Source organism: Glycomyces tritici (assembly GCF_030403505.1).
The window spans coordinates 45,290-62,163 of record NZ_JAUEMJ010000009.1; the positions used below are offsets into that span (position 1 = coordinate 45,290).

Sequence of the window (16,874 nt, forward strand, 5' to 3'; positions counted from 1 at the left end):
GTCTTCCATGGAAGATGAAATCATCCCGGGCGTCCCCACCGTCGACTGCTACTTCGACCCCGCCTGCCCCTACGCCTGGATCACCTCCCGCTGGCTCCTCGAAGTGGAGCGCCGGCGCCCCCTCCGGCTCCGCTTCAAGATAATGAGCCTCTCTGTCCTCAACGAGCACAGGGACATCGAACCCTGGTACCGCGAGTTCAACGACCGCGCCTGGGGCCCCGCCCGCGTCTGCGCCGCCGCCGAGCAGCGCCACGGCGGCGGCGTCCTCCGCGACCTCTACACCGCCCTCGGCACCCGCATCCACCTCGCCCGCGACAAGGACTACGACCGGGTCATCGCCGCAGCTCTCGCCGCGACCGGACTCCCCGCCGACCTCGCGGACGCGGCGCGCACCGACGAGTTCGACGCCGCCCTGCGCCGCAGCCACCAGGCCGGACAGGACGCCGTGGGCGAGGATTCGGGCACGCCGCTCACCGTCGTCGACGGCACCGGACACTTCGGACCCGTCCTCACCGCGATCCCCGGCGGCGACGACGCCACCGCCCTCTTCGACGCCGTCCGCACCCTCGCACGCCTCGACGCCTTCGCCGAACTCAAAAGGAGCCGCAATGCACTCGACCCTGCCTCCCTCGACCCTGCGTCCCTCGACAGTGCCCCTCTCGACCGAGCCTCTCTCAACAGTGCCGCTCCCGACCGCGCCTGACTCCGCCGCGCCCGCGCGCCGCAGGTTCATCGCCGCAAGCTTCGTCGACGCCGTCGGCAACGGCATCTACGTCCCCCTCACCATGCTCTTCGTCCACGCCCTCACCGGCCAGTCCCTCACCGCGATCGGCACCGGCCTCACCCTCGCCGGACTCGGCGCCCTCGCCGCGATGCCCGCAGTGGGAATCCTCATCGACCGCCGCGGCGGCAAGCACGTCTACATCGGCGCACTCGCCCTCCGCGCCGCCGCCTTCGCGCTCTACCCCTTCGCCACCGCCTACCCGGCCTTCCTCGCCGTCGCGCTCGTCGTCGCCATCGCCATGTGGGCCTCCGCACCGAGCCAGCAGTCCCTCATCGGCGACATGGCCCAAGGCGCCGAACGCGACCGCCTCCTCGCCTGGAACCGCAGCCTCCGCAACGGCGGCATGGGATTCGGCGCCCTCGCCGCCGCCGGCATGCTCGCCGTCGGCGACGGCGGCTACCTCGCCGCCGCGCTGGCCCTCGCCGGATCGTTCGCCGCGGCGGCGGTCCTCGTCGCCCGCATCCCCCTGCGCGCGAACAGCGCACCCCGGCCCGCCACGGGGCCCGGCGGGGGCTACCGGACCGTTCTCGCCGACCGCCGCTACCGCCGTCTCACGGCCGCGAACTTCCTCATCGGCTTCGGCTACACCGCCCAGGCCATCGCGATGCCGGTGTTCCTCACCCGCGACACCGGCCTCCCCGACGCCATGGCGGGCGTCGTCTTCGCCGTCAACACCGCGCTCGTCGCCGGGCTCGGCGTCCCCGTCGCCCGCCTGATGTCCCGCATCCCCCGCGGCCGCGGCGCCGCACTCGGCACCGCCGTCTTCGCACTCTCCTTCGCGGCCTTCGCATGCCTGCCCGCGCTCGAAGGCACCGCGGCGGCCATCGCGGTCATCGCCGTCGCCGTCGTCTACACCGCGGGCGAGCTCATCCACTCCGCGCCCGCCGAAAGCCTCGCCGTGCACGCCGCCCCCGACCACATGCGCGGCCGCTACCTCTCGGTCTACCAACTTTCCTGGTCGCTTTGCCGCACCCTCGCCCCCATGCTCCTGGGCTTCCTCTTGGACGCCGGGACCTGGCAACTGTGGACCGCGCTCGGCGCCGCCGTCCTCACGGGAGGCCTGATCCTCCTGCGCGCCGACCGGAGCCCCGCCCCATCCCCGCATCCGGCCCCGGTGCCGGCGACCGCCTGAAACGCGGGACCCTACACACGGTGATCGGGGCGTAGCCTGAAAAATGGCCGCCCTCCACCGCCCTGGCGGGACGGCCGATCCTCCCCTCCGAAGAAGGCCGCCATGTCCAGACTCCTCGTGACCTTTCGGCGCACCGACGACCGCGACACCGTCCTCGACAGTGTCCGCGAATCCGGCGCCCGAGTCCTCGCCGAATACCCCGACCAGCTCCTCGTCCACGGCACACTCCGCCAGGCCCGCGACCTCGCCGCGCAAGGCCTGGAGACCACGCCGCTGCCCGAGCAGCCGGTCCAGACCGCCGGCGCCAGCTTCCAGTTCGCGGCCGCGCTCGACGCCCAGACCGCCGTCCACATCGACCCCGAACCCGGCCGCACCGCCTACTACCTCGTCAAACTCGTGGGCCCGCCGATCAGCTCCTGGCTCGACGAACTCGCCGAAACCGGCGCCGACCTCCACGGGAGCCTCTCCGGCTTCACCCTGCTCGCCGGGTTCCTTCCCGAACGCGCCGAAGCGGTCCGGGCCCTCGGCTTCGTCGAGGAGGTCACCCCGTACCGCCCGGCCATGAAGGTCTCCCCGAAGCTCCACCCCTCGCCGCGCCGCGACCTCGACGCCGCGTACCTCGCGGCCGTCGACCCCGACGACTTCGCGGACGACGGCCCGCAGATGATCGAGGTCGCCGTCTTCCCCGGCGAGGACACCGCACCGTTGGCCCGCCGCATCCGCGACGCGGGCGGCTCGGTCTTCACCGCCCTCCCGAAGTCCCTCGTGGCGAGCGTCCCGCGCTCGGTGATCGCCGAACTCGCCGACCTCGAAGGCGTGCAGGCGATCATGCCGTACGCGTTCTCGCAGACCAGCAACGACAAGGCCGCCGCGATCATGGGCGTCCCGTCCGACCACCGCTTCGGCGCCCTCGCGCTCGCGGGCACCGGCCAGATCGTGGCCGTCGCCGACTCCGGGCTCGACAACGGCGACCCCGAGACCGTCCACCCGGACGTGCGGGGCCGGATCATGGCGATCACCTCCTGGCCGACCCGGAAAGTGCTGGCGCCCTTCACGAACGACCCGCCCGGCCACGACGACGGCCCGGCCGACACCGACTCCGGGCACGGCACGCACGTCGCCGGTTCGGTCCTCGGCAACGGAGAGGCCGCCCGCCAGGCCGGTGCCGGACCGGTCCCGGCCGGCATCGCGCCCGAAGCGACGCTCTTTTTTCAAGCGATCAATCAAAAAATCAGATGGAAATCTCGAGCCGAGCTCGCCGCCGCCGGGCTGCAGCCGTTCACGACCCCTTGGCCGCCACCGGCATCGGGTCTGTACGGCATACCCGGCGACCTCGGCGCGCTGTTCGGCGAGGCCTACGAGGCGGGCGCACGCGTGCACACCAACTCGTGGGGCGCGCCGCTGGCGGGGGAGTACGGGCAGAACGCGCGGGCGGTCGACGAGTTCATGTGGACCCACCCGGACATGCTGGTGCTCTTCGCGGCCGGGAACGACGGCGCGGACGCCGACAACGACGGCCTCATCGACCCCGACTCGATGGGCTCGCCCGGAACCGCCAAGAACTGCCTCACCGTGGGCGCCAGCGAGAACCAGCGGCCGAGCGGCTCCGAGCCGCCGCCGGGCATCGACCGCAACTGGAGCCAGCTGGGCCGCTACCCGAAGCTCGGCGCGGCCGGGCACGTTTCGGACGACGCCGGGGGCATGGCCGCGTTCTCCTCGCGCGGCCCCACGGACGACCTGCGGATCAAGCCCGACGTGGTCGCGCCCGGCACGAACGTCCTGTCCATGCTCACCTCCGTGTACGCCGGCGACGACGAGCCGCTGTGGGGCCGCCTGCCCGAGGGCCACCCGCTGCGCGACCGCTACTGCTGGAGCGGCGGCACGAGCATGGCCACGCCGCTGGTCGCGGGCGCGGCGGCGATCGTGCGCCAGCACCTCGCCGCGCAGGGCCACCTCGCGGACGGACGCCGCCCGTCCGCGGCGCTCCTGAAGGCGCTCTTGGTGAACGGCGCGGTCGCGATGCCGGGCCAGTACCCCGGTGAGGTCCCCGCGGGCCCGAACCCGGTGAGCGGTTTCGGCCGCATCGACGTCGCCCGCGCCATCGGCGCCGCACACCTCAGCCGCTTCGCCGACGACCCGGACGACGCGGTCGCGACCGGCGAGATCCGCCGCTTCCGGATCGAGGCCGCCGACCCCGACCAGCCGCTGAAGGTCACGCTGGTGTGGACGGACGCGCCGTCGCTGGAAGGCCTGGGCGGCCTGGTCAACGAGTTGTACCTGCAGCTCGAGACGCCGTCAGGGGAGGTCCTGAACTGGGACGCGGGCCCGGCCACGCGCGTCACGAACAACGTCCAGCAGATCACGGTGACCGCACCCGAGGACGGCGTCTACACGGTCCGCGTGCGCGGTGTCTCGGTCACCCGGCACGCCCCGGGCGCGGCCCCTGCCGACGGCCTCCGCCAGGACTTCGCGCTCGCCGCCACGAACGCGGTCGCCGAAGACGACGGCGCCGCCGCACTCGCCCCGATGCCCGCCTCCCGGTGAAGAAAGGCGGCGGGCTCCCGATACGGGGCCCGCCGCCCACACGCGACGATGCTTGCAACGGGATCGTGGAACGCCTCGGCCTACGTGCCCCGATGAGTCATCGGCGGTCGGAACAGCACCTCGACGTAGACGATCCGCTCGTAGACGACGTCGAGGATGATCATGCCCTCCTCCGGGTCGAGCATCACGTTGCGATGTCCGGGCCCGTACGGCGTCCCGGGCGGGTGCTCGGCGGTGCGGAAGCTCTGGCAGAAGTCGTCCTTGCACTCGCATGGGCCGACCAGGCGGAGGTCGTGCGCGAGGATCGCCAAATGCCGCTCGCCCTCGGCCTCCAGCAGGCGGGCGAGTTCGGCGACGAGCTCGGGATAGACCTCCCGGACCAGCGGATGCTCCTCCATGAACGCCAAGCATAGTGACGCCCCGGCCAGGACCGAGGCGAGTTACCCTCACCGCGGGCCGGGCCGCCGTGGCCCGGTGCCTAGACCGCCGACCGGGCGCGCAGCTCCGCGACCGCCCGCTCGGGGTCGTCGACTTCGAGGATCAGCCGGTCGTACCGGGCGCCTTCGAGTTCGATCACGATGGCGTGCTCGGGTTTCGCGACGTCCCAGAAGTCGCGGCTCCCTCCTCGGCGGAACGATCCCGTGTTGACGACGCCGGGGAGGTTCGTCGCCTTGCCCCAGCGCAGCCCCGGGAAGGCCCGGGCCGCTTCGGGGTCGGCTCGGACGGCGGTGATCGCCGCCAGCGGGACCACCAGGGGCCGCCAGCGCCCGAAGGCCCGCCTGGCCCCCGTGAGTCGAACCGTCAGGTGCGTGTCGGTGCATGCCAGTTCGGCCATGTCGATCTCCTTCTCTCGCTTCAGGTGACGTCGCGTCGCATGGGCAGCAGTACGCCCGCCGCCGCGGCCAGCAGCGCGTAGGCGAGCAGCACCGCCGCGCCGAGCGCGGGCGGCAGCAGGGCCGCGGCCGACCCGGTGACCTCGATGGAGGCCTCGCCCATGAGGCTCGCCTGGGTCAGTGCGGCGGTGGCCCCGCCGGGCAGGAACGGGTACACCGCGCCGACGCCGGGGATGAGGACGAGCAGGTGCTCCACCATGTACAGGTACGCGCCGAGCACGGCGAGCGCCGCGGTCTGATCCCGCAGCAGCGCCCCCGCGCCCACGCCGATCACGGTGTAGGCGGCCATCGCCGCCGCGAGGCACGCGAGCATCGCCGCCACCGCCCCCGGGGAGGCGCCGACCTCGATGCCGCGGGCCGATGCGGCGCCGTAGAGCGCGATCGCCGCCGATCCGGCGACGATGAGGCCGTACCCGGTGCCGGCCAAGGCGTACGCGGCGAGTTTCGCCGCGAGGACCCGGTGGCGCCGGGGCGCGAACAGGAACGTGTAGGTGATGGTGCGGTGCCGGTATTCCGAGGTCACCGCGAGCGCCCCGAAGAGCGCGGGGGCGAGCACGGTGAGCCCGATCAGGCTGAGCGCCAACCGGACTCCGGGCCCGGTGTCGATGCCGGGCATCGGCGGGTCGAAGTTCTCGGGGCCCACGAGCACGGCCACGGCGGTGAGCGCGCCGCCGGAGAGCACGGCGACGGGAGGCCCCCACCGCCACAGCGGGGTCGAGAAGAGGCGGCGCAGTTCGGCGCGGACGAGGCGGTTCATGCCGCGGCTCCCGTCAGTCGGAGGAAGGCCTGCTCGAGGCCGGTGGCGTCGGTGGTCAGCTCGCTCAGGGGCCCGGCGGTGAGGAGCCTGCCGCGGTGCATGACGACCACGTCGTCGACGAGCTGCTCGGCTTCGGCGAGGACGTGACTCGCGACGAGGACCGTGCGGCCCTCGGCCGCGAGGTCGCGCAGGAGGCGGCGCAGCCAGGCGATCCCTTCGGGGTCGAGGCCGTTGGTGGGCTCGTCGAGGATCAGCACGGGCGGGTCGCCCAGGAGCGCGGTGGCGAGGTTGAGGCGCTGGCGCATGCCCGTGGAGTAGCCGCCCGCGCGTCGGTCGGCGGCGTGGGCGATGCCGGTGAGCGCCAAGGCGTCCGCGACGCGTGCGGCCGGCGCGCCGAGCATGTCGGCGTAGACGCGCAGGTGGTCGCGGCCGGTGCGGGCGGGGTGGAAGTTGGAGGCCTCCAGGACCGCGCCGACGGTGTGTGCCGGTGCTGCGAGGTCGCGGTAGTCGCTGCCGCCGATGCGGGCGGTGCCGGCGTCGGGGGCGACGAGGCCGAGGAGCATCCGGAGGGTGGTGGTCTTGCCGGAGCCGTTGGGGCCGAGGAAGCCGGTGACGCGGCCGGGTTCGACGTCGAAGGTGAGGCCGGTGACGGCCTCTACCGGTCCGAAGCGCTTGGTGAGGCCCCGGATCTCGAGGCGGTGGGGAGGGCGCATCTGAACTCCATCTCTTCTATCTGTTCTAGTTCATGTATATCAGATAGACTTGACGGATGCGCATCACGCTTGCGGTGGACAGCGAGATCCCGATCTATCAGCAGATCCGGGACCAGATCGTCACCGCCATCGCCACCGGCGAGCTCACCGCCGAGACGCCGCTGCCCTCCACCCGGCAGCTCGGCGCCGACCTCGCGGTCAACTTCCACACCGTGAACAAGGCGTACGACCTCCTCCGGCACGAAGGGTTCATCCGCGTCAACCGCAAGAGCGGCGCGGTCATCCGCCGCGACCGCACCTCCGGCCCGCCCGAGCCAGGCGTCGCCGACGCCTGGCAGGAGCGGCTGGCGATCATGCTCGCCGAGGCCCTCGCCCACGGCCTCGATCGCGACGAGGTCCTGGCCCGCACCGACCGGATGCTCGGCGCGTTCACCGCAGCGAGGACCGAACCGTGACCCTTTCGCTCATCACCCTGCTGCTCACCACGGCCCTGGTGACCGCCGTCTTCCGGTCCGTCCCGGACCTCGCCCGGCCCGGCCTCCCGTTCGGCGTCGCCGCCCCGCCCGCCCGCGCCTCTGATCCCGCGATCCTCAAGGCCCGCAAGCGCTTCATTCGCACCGTGGTCGCCTGCGGCGCCCTCACCGCCGCACTCGCCGTCCCCGCCGCGTTCATCATCGACCCCGAAGCGGTCACCGCCGCCGCGGTCACCGCGCTGGTCATGTGCGACACCGCCGCGTACGCGCTCGCGGGCCGCCGGGTGCGGGCCGCGAAGGCCGCCGGCGACTGGTACGCCGGAGCCGAGCAGGCCGTCACCGCCGACCTGAGCTTCCGCGCCGACCCGGTGCGCGTGCCCTGGCGCCGGACCATCCCCGCCGCCCTCGTCCTCGCGGCCACCATCGCCATCGGGGCCGCCCGCGCCGGGTCGCTCCCCGACACGCTCCCGGGACTCGACGGCCTGTCCCTGGACGGCGGACCGCGCGTGCCCGCGAGCTTCCTCACCGCCGCGCACCCGGTCCTCGCCCAGGCTGCGATCACCATCGCGGTGCCGCTCCTGCTCGCCGCGGTCCTGAAGTCCCGCCCCGAGATCGACGCCGCCCGCCCCGCCGACTCCGCCCGCCGCTACCGCATCTACCTGCGATCCCTCGCCAACCTGCTCCTGTTCACCGCCGCGTGCGCGAACCTCACGCTCCTCGGGATCGCCCTGCGCCTCTGGGAAGTCCTGCCGCCCTCACCCGCGGCCACCCTCGCGGTCTTCACGCCGCTCCTGGTCGCCGCGGCCGCCGCCGTGGCCCTCGAGGTCCGCGTCGGCGCCGGCGGCCACCGCCTGCCCGGCGGCGAGCCCGAGGACACCGGCCTGGTGCAGCGCGACGACGACCGGCACTGGCACCTCGGCGGCTTCGTGTACGCCAACCGCGACGACCCGGCCGTCCTCGTGCACCAGCGCGCGGGCGGGTTCCAGTGGACCGTCAACCTCGGCCACCCGGTCGGCTGGGGCGCCGTCGCGCTCCTCGTGCTGGTCGTGGCCGGCGCCGCGCTCCTCGGTATCGTCGACCTCCCCAGCCGCGGCCTGTGACCGCCCGACCAGGAGCCCCCATGGACCTCGACCGCTTCTTCGCACCCCTGGGCGCCAAGGTCAGCGCCCACATCCGGGACGTGTCGGACGGGCGCGGCACCGGCTTCGGCGAGACCGACCCGGTGATCCTCGTGTCCGTCGTGAAGCTCTTCATCGCCTGGGAGTTCCGCTGCCAGGTGGAGGAGGGCCGCATCGACCCGGCCGCCCCGGTCCGCATCACCGCCGCCGACCGGCTCGGCGGCACCGGCGTCGCCGGGTTCTGCTACGACTCCCAGATCGCGGTGTGGGACCTCGCCTCGCTCATGATGGAGGTCTCCGACAACTCCGCCGCCGACCTCGTCGTCAAGCACATGGGCGCGGGCGCCCTCCGCAGCCTCCCGGGCCGCCTCGGCCTCAAGGACACGCGCCTGCTCGGCGCGCCCCGCGCCATCCTCGAGGAAGTCGCCCGCGACCTCGACATCGCCGACCTCGAAGCCCTCGCCCACGTCCTGGAGGCCGGCTCGGTCACCACCGCCGAACTGCGCGCCACCAGCGCCTGGGACCCGATGCGCACCAACGCCTCCACCCCCGCCGACATGACCGCGTTCCTGCGCCACATCTGGAACGGACCCGCACCCGTGGCCGCCGACGTGCGCCGCTGGATGGGCCGCCAGCTCACCGGCGGCCGGCTCTCCCGCCTCGCCCCCAGCGAGGTGCGGCCGTTCGGCCGCTCCGGCTCACTCCCGGGCCGGCTCAACGAGGTCGCCGTCTGGGAGTGGCCCGACGGCCGCCGCCACGCCATCGCGGTCTTCGTGCAGGTCACGCGCGGCAACTTCCGCGAAGTCGAACTCGCCATGAGCCGCGCCGCACTGGCCTTGACCGAGGCGCTCGACGCGGATCAGTAGATCGAGGACCACGGCCGCGGCGGGTTCGCCGGGTCGGTCTCGGCCGCCCGCTGGACCAGCGTCCGCATCCGCCGGTGCGCCCGCAGCAGCTCCGGCGCCTCCCGCATGAGCACGTGCCCCGCGGGAGTGAGCTGGACCTGCCCGCCGCCGCGGTCGAACAGCTCCGCGCCCAGCTCCTTCTCGAGCCGCCGGATGCGCTGGCTCAGCGGGGGCTGCTCCATCCCCAGGCGCTCGGCGGCCCGGCCGAAGTGACGTTCTTCACCTACTGCCAGGAAACACTCCAAGTGCCGCATGATGTCCACGCGGCAACGATATCAACGCGCGTATCGGCCCATAGGCGCGTTGATATTGGACGGAACGAAACACGGCGGCTTGAATACCACCCATGACCACAGCCAAGGACCACACCCCGCCGATCCGCCGCCGCGGCCTGCTCATGGGCACCGGCGCGGCGGCGCTGGCGGCCACCGCCACCGCGGGCGGCATCGCCGCCGCCCAGACCGACGACGCCGCCGCTCCCGCGGTGCGGCTGCGCTGGCTCGGCACGAACGCCTGGGAGTTCACCGCCGGGGAGGCGACGGTGCTCGTCGACCCGTGGGTGAGCCGCTTCCCGACCGGCGCGTACACGCCCGAGGGGGCCGACCCGGAGACGAAGATCGAGGTCCACGAGGACGCCGTCGACGAGCACCTGCCGCGAGCGGACACCATCCTCGTCACGCACGGGCACTGGGACCACATCGCCGACGTCCCGTACCTGGCGTCGCGCACCGGCGCGACCGTGCTCGGCACCGAGACGCACCTGAACCTGCTCCGGGCCATGGGCGCCCCGGAGGCCCAGCTCTCGCAGGTCCTCGGCGGCGAGCTGTACCAGTTCGAGGGCTACACCGTGGAGGTCTTCCGGTCCTCGCACTCGGCGAGCGGCGAGCACAAGCAGATCCAGTTCGGCGGCACCCGCCCCGGAGCGGTCCCGAAGCGTCCCAAGAAGATCAAGGACCTCATCGAAGGCGGCAGCCTCACCTACCTGCTCGACTTCGGCGGCGTCTCGTTCTTCAACGCGGGCTCGGCGAACTTCCACGAGCACGAGATCGCGCACCTGCGCCCCACGGCCGTGTTCGTACAGCCCGGAGGCAAGCACACGCCCGACTACGTGGAGCGGCTCCTGGAGGCCACGGGCTTCCCGCCGTACGTGATCGCGACGCACTGGGACGACTTCGACCAGCCCCTGACCGAGCCGGCCGTCCCCGGCGGCAATCCGGCCAATGTGGACTTGCTGCGCGAGCGCGTGGCCGCCGCGAGCCCCGATTCCGAGTTCCTCGTCATCGACCACCTGGAGAGCCATGACTTCTGAGGTCACCGTCCGCTGGCTGGGCACCAACGCCTGGGAGGTCCAGGGCAACGGCGCCACCGTGCTCGTCGACCCGTACGTCTCGCGCACCTTCACGGGCGCGACGAAGCCGGGCCAATTCGACCCCGAGACGCCGATCGCGATCGACGAGGCCGCGATCGACGAGCACATCGGCGCCGCCGACTCGATCCTCATCACGCACGCCCACTTCGACCACATCGCGGACGTCCCGTACGTGGCCGCGAAGACCGGGGCGACGGTGCTGGGCACCGAGACGCACCTGAACCTGCTGCGCGCCATGGACACCCCTGCCGAGCAGCTGTCGCTGGTGGGCGGCGGCGAGTGGTACCAGTTCGAGGGGTACACCGTGGAGGTCTTCCGGTCCTCGCACGGCGTCACGGGCAAGCACAAGAACCTGCTGTTCCCGGGCACCCGCCCGGGCGAGGCCCCGCGCAAGCCCGAGACGATCAAGGACCTCGTGGAGGGCGGCAGCCTCGCCTACCTGGTGGACTTCGGCGGCGTCTCGCTGTACTTCAACGCGGTGCCGTCGTTCCATGAGCGCGAGGTCGAGGGCATCCGGCCGACGGTGCTGTTCATGCAGGGCCCCAACCCGAACTACCCGGACTACGAGGAGCGGCTGTTCGCGGCGGTCGGCAGCCCGCCGTACGTGATCCCGACCCACTGGGACGACTACGAGGAGCCCTTGACCGAACCGGCCGTGGACCTCTTCGGCGGCGCGGCCCTGGGGGAGACGGTGGCCCGGTACAGCCCCGACTCGCAGTTCGTACTGCTGGACCACCTCGAGTCGTTCACGATCGAGGGCTAGGGACCGGCTAGATCCAGCCCTGCTCCCAGGCGTGCTGGGCCGCGGCGTGGCGGGTCTTCTTGTCCAGCTTGCGCATCGCGGTCGACAGGTAGTTGCGCACCGTCCCGGGGGCGAGGTGGAGCTGGGCGGCGATCTCCTCGATGGTGCCGCCGCCCCTGGCCGCGCGGAGCAGGTCGAGCTCCCGTTCGGTCAGGGGCGAGCGGTCCTCGGTGAGGGCCGTGGCGGCGATCTCCGGGTCGATGTAGCGGCGGCCCTGGCCGATGTCGCGGATGATCTGCGCGAGCCGCTCGGCCGGGGTGGTCTTGGGGACGAACCCGGAGACGCCTGCGGCGAGGGCGCGGCGCAGCACGCCGGGGCGCGCGTGCCGGGTCACGAGCATGACCTTGACACCGGGGTTCGACTCGCGGATGCGCACGGCGGCCCAGAGACCGTCCTGCGGCGGCATCTCCAGATCGAGCACGGCGATGTCGGGGAGCCGCGACTGGGCGAGTGCGACGGCGTCGGCACCGTTGTCGGCCTGGGCGATCACGGTGATGTCGGGTTCGAGCCCGAGGAGCACGGCCAGCGCTTCGCGCACCAGCGTCTCGTCGTCGGCGACCAGGAGGCGGATCACCGGCGGGCCCGCTTCGGCGCGATCCGCCGCACCGGCACCGCACGCCGCGGCCTCGCCGCCCTGGGCGCGGGCACCTGCGGCGGCGCCGCTTTCGGCACCGTGCCCTTGAGGGTGAACCGGTCGCCGTCGTGGGCGTGCTCGACGGTGCCGCCCGCTTCGGTGAACCGGTCCCTGAGCATCGTCAGGCCGTTGCCGCGGCCGACGGGGGAGGGCGCGCCGTTGTTCGTCACCGTCACGGTGACCTGCGCGTCAACCTCCACGATGGACACGTCGGCGGCGGTCGGCTCGGCGTGCCGGATGAGGTTCGTCGTCGCCTCCCGCACGAGCAGGCCCAGCAGCTTCTCGGTGTCCTCGTCCAGGGACGGCGCGGCGTCCGGCACCGTCGCCTGCACTCCGGCGGATTCGAGGATCCTTGCGGCCGAGTCGATCTCGTCGGCCAGCGCGACCTTCCGGTACCCGCCGACGACCTCGCGCGCGTCCTTGAGCGCCGCCCGCGCCAGCTCTTCGACGGCCCGCATCTCGGCCTCGGCGCGTTCGGGGTCGACCGTGACGAGCCGCCGCGCGACCTGCGCCTTCAACGTGATCGCCTGCAGGTTCCCTCCCTGGATGTCGTGCAGCTCGCCCGCGAACCGCAGCCGCTCCTCCGCGACCGCCAGGTCCGCGGCCAGCCCGCGCGCCTGCTCCAGTTCCCGCGCCACCTGGTAGTGCCACAGCTGGCACACGATGGCCGTACTCACCGTGGGCACCATCAGCACCGACACGACGACCGCGCCGGCGGAGAACCACCCCAGCTGCGCGAAGACCACCACCGAACCGAGCGCGGCGGCGCACGCCCAGAGCAGCGCCCGCGCCCGCTTGCCCGGCTTGAACCACAAGGCGAACTCCGCCGCGAGCATCCCTGCGGGCGCCGCCCACACGCCCTCGATCGCGCCCGAGCGCGCCTCGGCGGCGGCGCCGATCACCATCATCACCAGCGAGAGAGCCCAGAACACCTTGCGTCGCACCGGGCCCTGCCCGTGCCAGTGGAGCGCCAGCGCCGCCGTGCACAGCACCACCGAGATCGTCACGGCCCCGCCCACCAGCGCCAGGTCCGTGCCGCGAAGATCGGAGCCGGCGAGGAACAGCACGGCCATGAACAGCACCGCCGGACCGGTGCCGATCACGGTGAAGAACGTGTACGTGCGCAGTCGGCGCAGATTCAGCGCGGAGGGCTCAGGTTCAGGGGGCATGCCGAGATTCAACCACCCCGGTCCCGAATGACATTTGTCAGACCGCCCCCACACGTCCGTCACCTGGACCGATGCGGTTCCGGCACTACCTGCGGCCCTCGCGGACCGCCAGGATTGAAGCCATGAACGCGATCACCCACGAAGACCGCCCCGCCGTCGAGGTCCGCGACCTCGCCTGCCGCTACGGCTCCTTCACCGCCGTCGACGGCATCTCCTTCACCATCGCCTCCGGTGAGCTCTTCGCGCTCCTCGGCACCAACGGCGCCGGGAAGACCACCACAGTGGAGACCGCGGTCGGGCTGCGCCGCCCCGCCGCGGGCACGGTCCACGTGCAGGGCCGCGACCCCTGGCGGCACCGCCGCGAACTCGCCGGTCGCGTCGCCGTCATCGGCCAGGAGACCGGCTTCGCCGACGACCTCACGGTGCGCGAGACGCTGCGCCTGTGGACCGACCTGCACCGCCTGCCCGCCCGCGAGGAGCTGATCGAGCGCGTGGACCTCGCCCACCGCGCCGGCGTGCGCGTCGCCGCGCTCTCAGGGGGCGAGCGCCGCCGCCTCGACCTCGCGCTGGCGCTCTCGACGGACCCGGCGGTGCTGTTCGCGGACGAGCCGACCACGGGCCTGGACCCGGCGTCGCGGCGGCGCACCTGGGCGCTGCTGCGCGAGCTCACCGAGCGCGGGACGGCGGTGCTGCTGACCACCCACTACCTGGACGAGGCCGCGGAGCTCGCCGACCATGTGGCCATCATGGACCGGGGCCGGATCGCCCGCTTCGGCACCGTGGAGGAGATCACCTCGTCTCACGAGGCGCGGATCACGGTGGGCCCCAAGCCGTTCGACCCGCTCGATCTGCCGGTGCTCGCGGGCCGGACCGCCGTGGCCGACGGGCGGCTCACGGTCCGCACGACCGAACTCCAGGCGGACCTGCACCGCCTGCTCGACTGGGCCGCCCGCACCGGTGTCGACCTCGGCGACCTGCGCGCCGGACCGGCCACGTTGGACGAGATCTTCGCCGAGCTCGAGACCGCCCCCGCTTCCTGACCTGCCCTGAACGGAGTCCTGCCATGACCGCTCTGACCCTCGCCGTCGCCGAGACGCGCCTGATCCTGCGCAACCGCACCGTCCTGGTGACCGCCGCGATCCTCCCCATCGCGATGGCGATCGCCGTGGGCCGCTCGAATGTCACCGCCGTGTCCGGGTCCGGCGGCTCGCTCGCCGCCGTGCAACTGGGCATGCTGCTCCTGTTCGGCGTGCTCATGCCCATCACCATGACCCTCGCCGCCCGCCGCCAGCAGCGCTACCTGAAACGCCTGCGGTCCTCGCCGGCCTCCACCGCGTCCATCGTGGCCGGACTGTCCGGGCCCCTGGTCCTCATCGTCGCCGTCCAGGCCGTCATCGTCTTCGCGGTCATGACCCGGCTCACCGGGAACGGACCCGAGCACCCCGAACTGCTCGCGCTCGCCTTCGCCAGCGGCGCCGTCACCTCGGTCGCCCTGGGTTTCCTCACCGCGTCGTTCACCAAGAGCCCCGAGGCCGCCCAGATCACGGTGATCCCCGCGACGCTGGTGTTCATGGTCGGCCTGTTCCTCGGCCTGGCCCCGATCGAGGGGGTGCGATCGGTCCTCGCCGCGGCGGTCCCCGGCGCGAGCGTGGCCGAGCTGACCCGCCTCGCCTGGGACGGCTCGCCCAACGGCTACGCGGCCGCGGTCGAACCGCTGGTGCTCTCGGCCGTCGTCGCCGTCGCCGCCTCGCTCGTCGCCGCCAAGCTCTTCCGCTGGCAGCCCCGGGCCTAGGGACGGAAGGCATCCCGTGTTCCTCGAAGAGTTCAAGAACTCCCTGCTCTACGCCAGACTCCCGACGCACTGGGCGGTCGAGGCCGCGGTCGCGGCGACGACGTTCGCGGTCATCGCCGCCGCAGTCCTGCTCCTGGACCCCGGCGACCGGACCGTCCTGGTCCTCGGCGCGGCCGCGGCCGTCTGGTCCGGGTCCCGGATCGCGGTCGTCGCGGTTCGGGCCCGGCGCCAAGGCCCGCCGATGGGTCCAGGGCGCATCGACTGAACAGCTGATTTACCAAACCGTTGCCGGCCATGCCTTGCCGCCCGGCCCCACGGGGCCATAGCTTGAAAGCATCGCGGCGAACGCGATAGGACCCCCCGTCCCCCGTGCACTCCGGTGCCCGCTCCCCAGATCCGGGGGAGCGGGCGCCGGCCTCGTTCCTAGGCCGGGGTGCAGGTCACCTTCGGCGCCGTGCTCGGCCCGGTCGCGACGAACCCGAAGGCCTCGCGCGACTGCCCCGCCGCGACGGCGCCGTTCCAGCCCACGTCATCGGCGGTCACCACCGCCCCCGCCTGCGACCGGTCCACATTCCATGACGACGTGATCTGCTGCGCTCCGGGCCAGGTCCACTTGAGGCTCCAGCCGCTCAGCGCCGCGTTGCCGGCGGTCACGTCGACCCGGCCCTGCCAGCCCGAACCCCAGTCGCCGACCACCGTGAGCGTCGCCGTGCAGCCGCTCGCAGGCGGCGGCGTGGTCGTCGGCGGCGGCGTCGTCTCGCCGGTCCCGCCGCAGTCCGGACTCGAGTTGGTCTGCGTGAGCAGCCCCAGCCGCCACGGCAGGTTGTTGTACTCGCCCGACGCGTTCGGATCCATGCCCTGGTACAGGTACTGCATGTTGCAGGGGTTGATCTCCATCTTCTGGTTCACCCCGGCCCTGATCATCTCGCCGTGGCTGATGTCGTTCGTCCACGCCCCGCCCGGGAAGGTCACATTGGACGCGGCCGCGAACGGGTTGGCGGGGGTGTCGGCCAGCGCCGTCCAGGGTCCGGCGATGCTCGTGGAGGTCCAGGAACGGAAGTACCGGCCCGACCCGATGGCCTCCACGATCAGGAGGTACTGGTTCGTGCCCTTGACCTTGTAGACGGTGCTGGCCTCCCACAGCGCGTACTTGTTGCTGTCCTGCATGGCGATCACCGGCTGGCTCATGCCGTTCGGGAAGTTCGCGACCGAGGTCTGGGACCGGTAGAGGTGCCCGTTGTCGTCGGAGGAGAACAGGTGGCAGTTGACGTCGTCGCAGGTGACCCACATGTCGACCCAGTAGCCCGAGCCGATGTTGTCCTTGATGATCTGCGGCATGCCGGAGTAGAAGTGCTTCGGGGCCGACCACCCGTTCGGATTGGCGATGTCCGCGTTCGTGGAGTAGGCGGCGTTGCCGTCCTGGTACACCAGGTACCACAGGCCCTGCGGCTCGTAGTAGAACACCTCGGGCGCGGCCCGGTAGCCGGTGCCGATCGCGGAGCGGTCGAGGTAGTGGTGGGTGGCGCCGGCGGCCTGGTTCCAGTCGCTGAAGTTGAAGTACACCATGTTGTACCCGGCCGAGCTCGCGATGGACGCGAACACGTGCCACTTGCCGTTGTGGAAGACCACCGAGGGGTCCTTCAGCCCGGCGATGTTCGGGTGCGCCGAGTCGGGCTTGGGGCCGGCGAGGACGCCGGTGGAGCTCCAGGTGAAGCTCGCGGGGAGGGCCTCGGCCTGCACCGGGGCGGCCGCGTCCTCCTCCGCGTTCTGGGCGTGGGCGGTGAGCCCC

Annotated in this window: 18 protein-coding genes and 2 pseudogenes; 11 read left to right on the forward strand and 9 right to left on the reverse strand. The window is 72.6% G+C overall.

Going from position 1 to position 16,874, the window contains the following annotated elements; translation table 11 throughout:
- Positions 1-7 precede the first annotated feature (7 nt).
- The 3 genes from QWI33_RS23085 (at position 8) to QWI33_RS23095 (ending at position 4,460) form a co-directional block, all read left to right on the forward strand.
- Positions 8-703, forward strand: a complete 696-nt coding sequence (locus tag QWI33_RS23085) for a mycothiol-dependent nitroreductase Rv2466c family protein (protein WP_289959291.1) — start codon at positions 8-10, stop codon at positions 701-703.
- On the forward strand, positions 681-1,916 hold the full coding sequence (locus tag QWI33_RS23090; RefSeq protein ID WP_289959292.1) for an MFS transporter: 1,236 nt from the start codon (positions 681-683) through the stop codon (positions 1,914-1,916). Before QWI33_RS23085 ends, QWI33_RS23090 begins: the two co-directional genes overlap by 23 nt.
- Positions 1,917-2,018: 102 nt before the next feature.
- Positions 2,019-4,460: a S8 family serine peptidase gene (locus QWI33_RS23095; protein WP_289959293.1), complete on the forward strand. Its 2,442-nt coding sequence runs from the start codon at positions 2,019-2,021 to the stop codon at positions 4,458-4,460.
- A gap of 80 nt (positions 4,461-4,540) precedes the next feature.
- On the opposite strand, the gene QWI33_RS23100 is transcribed toward QWI33_RS23095, so the two are convergent.
- The 4 genes and pseudogenes from QWI33_RS23100 to QWI33_RS23115 form a co-directional block, all read right to left on the reverse strand.
- The gene (locus tag QWI33_RS23100) at positions 4,541-4,858 is read right to left on the reverse strand and encodes a hypothetical protein (RefSeq protein WP_289959294.1); all 318 of its coding nucleotides are present in this window, start codon (positions 4,856-4,858) and stop codon (positions 4,541-4,543) included.
- Positions 4,859-4,938: 80 nt separating this feature from the next.
- A complete protein-coding gene (locus QWI33_RS23105) occupies positions 4,939-5,295 on the reverse strand; it encodes a hypothetical protein (protein ID WP_289959295.1) in 357 nt (118 codons plus the stop codon).
- Between the two features lie 20 nt (positions 5,296-5,315).
- The gene (locus QWI33_RS23110) at positions 5,316-6,110 is read right to left on the reverse strand and encodes a hypothetical protein (protein WP_289959297.1); all 795 of its coding nucleotides are present in this window, start codon (positions 6,108-6,110) and stop codon (positions 5,316-5,318) included.
- 35 nt (positions 6,111-6,145) lie between these two features.
- Positions 6,146-6,823: pseudogene (locus tag QWI33_RS23115) on the reverse strand (ABC transporter ATP-binding protein); the annotation flags it as partial.
- A 56-nt stretch (positions 6,824-6,879) separates the two neighbouring features.
- Here QWI33_RS23115 and QWI33_RS23120 point away from each other — a divergent pair.
- From QWI33_RS23120 to QWI33_RS23130, 3 genes are read left to right on the forward strand one after another with little or no spacing between them, the layout of a single operon-like run.
- Positions 6,880-7,278, forward strand: coding sequence for a GntR family transcriptional regulator (locus QWI33_RS23120; RefSeq protein WP_289959299.1), 399 nt, complete (start codon positions 6,880-6,882; stop codon positions 7,276-7,278).
- Positions 7,275-8,396: a DUF1648 domain-containing protein gene (locus tag QWI33_RS23125; protein ID WP_289959300.1), complete on the forward strand. Its 1,122-nt coding sequence runs from the start codon at positions 7,275-7,277 to the stop codon at positions 8,394-8,396. Before QWI33_RS23120 ends, QWI33_RS23125 begins: the two co-directional genes overlap by 4 nt.
- Before the next feature lie 20 nt (positions 8,397-8,416).
- Positions 8,417-9,280, forward strand: a complete 864-nt coding sequence (locus tag QWI33_RS23130; RefSeq protein ID WP_289959301.1) for a serine hydrolase — start codon at positions 8,417-8,419, stop codon at positions 9,278-9,280.
- Here QWI33_RS23130 and QWI33_RS23135 read toward each other — a convergent pair.
- Positions 9,274-9,573 (reverse strand): LysR family transcriptional regulator, encoded by a 300-nt coding sequence (locus QWI33_RS23135; RefSeq protein WP_289959505.1) that lies wholly within the window; start codon positions 9,571-9,573, stop codon positions 9,274-9,276. The two genes, QWI33_RS23130 and QWI33_RS23135, sit on opposite strands and share 7 nt — an antisense overlap.
- A gap of 92 nt (positions 9,574-9,665) precedes the next feature.
- Here QWI33_RS23135 and QWI33_RS23140 point away from each other — a divergent pair, with 92 nt between their 5' ends.
- Both QWI33_RS23140 and QWI33_RS23145 read left to right on the forward strand, forming a co-directional pair.
- Complete coding sequence (locus QWI33_RS23140; RefSeq protein ID WP_289959302.1) at positions 9,666-10,628, forward strand: MBL fold metallo-hydrolase; 963 nt, start codon at positions 9,666-9,668, stop codon at positions 10,626-10,628.
- Complete coding sequence (locus QWI33_RS23145) at positions 10,618-11,451, forward strand: MBL fold metallo-hydrolase (RefSeq protein WP_289959303.1); 834 nt, start codon at positions 10,618-10,620, stop codon at positions 11,449-11,451. Before QWI33_RS23140 ends, QWI33_RS23145 begins: the two co-directional genes overlap by 11 nt.
- Positions 11,452-11,458: 7 nt before the next feature.
- Here QWI33_RS23145 and QWI33_RS23150 read toward each other — a convergent pair whose 3' ends face one another.
- Together QWI33_RS23150 and QWI33_RS23155 are read right to left on the reverse strand one after the other, a co-directional pair.
- Positions 11,459-12,064 carry a response regulator transcription factor gene (locus QWI33_RS23150; protein WP_289959304.1) on the reverse strand — a complete coding sequence of 202 codons (606 nt, stop codon included), beginning with the start codon at positions 12,062-12,064 and terminating at the stop codon, positions 11,459-11,461.
- A complete protein-coding gene (locus tag QWI33_RS23155) occupies positions 12,061-13,293 on the reverse strand; it encodes a sensor histidine kinase (RefSeq protein ID WP_289959305.1) in 1,233 nt (410 codons plus the stop codon). The genes QWI33_RS23150 and QWI33_RS23155 overlap by 4 nt, the downstream gene beginning before the upstream one ends.
- A gap of 122 nt (positions 13,294-13,415) precedes the next feature.
- Here QWI33_RS23155 and QWI33_RS23160 point away from each other — a divergent pair, with 122 nt between their 5' ends.
- Genes QWI33_RS23160 through QWI33_RS23170 form a run of 3 tightly spaced genes read left to right on the forward strand, consistent with a single transcriptional unit; the run spans position 13,416 to position 15,350 of the window.
- Positions 13,416-14,333, forward strand: a complete 918-nt coding sequence (locus QWI33_RS23160; RefSeq protein WP_289959306.1) for an ABC transporter ATP-binding protein — start codon at positions 13,416-13,418, stop codon at positions 14,331-14,333.
- A gap of 23 nt (positions 14,334-14,356) precedes the next feature.
- A complete protein-coding gene (locus tag QWI33_RS23165; protein WP_289959308.1) occupies positions 14,357-15,085 on the forward strand; it encodes an ABC transporter permease in 729 nt (242 codons plus the stop codon).
- A gap of 16 nt (positions 15,086-15,101) precedes the next feature.
- Positions 15,102-15,350: a hypothetical protein gene (locus QWI33_RS23170; protein ID WP_289959310.1), complete on the forward strand. Its 249-nt coding sequence runs from the start codon at positions 15,102-15,104 to the stop codon at positions 15,348-15,350.
- Between the two features lie 158 nt (positions 15,351-15,508).
- On the opposite strand, the gene QWI33_RS29470 is transcribed toward QWI33_RS23170, so the two are convergent.
- On the reverse strand, positions 15,509-15,889 hold the full coding sequence (locus QWI33_RS29470; RefSeq protein ID WP_353895548.1) for a cellulose binding domain-containing protein: 381 nt from the start codon (positions 15,887-15,889) through the stop codon (positions 15,509-15,511).
- Positions 15,866-16,819, reverse strand: a pseudogene (locus QWI33_RS23175) (glycoside hydrolase family 62 protein); the annotation flags it as partial. The pseudogene QWI33_RS23175 and the gene QWI33_RS29470, both read right to left, overlap by 24 nt.
- Positions 16,820-16,874: the final 55 nt, after the last annotated feature.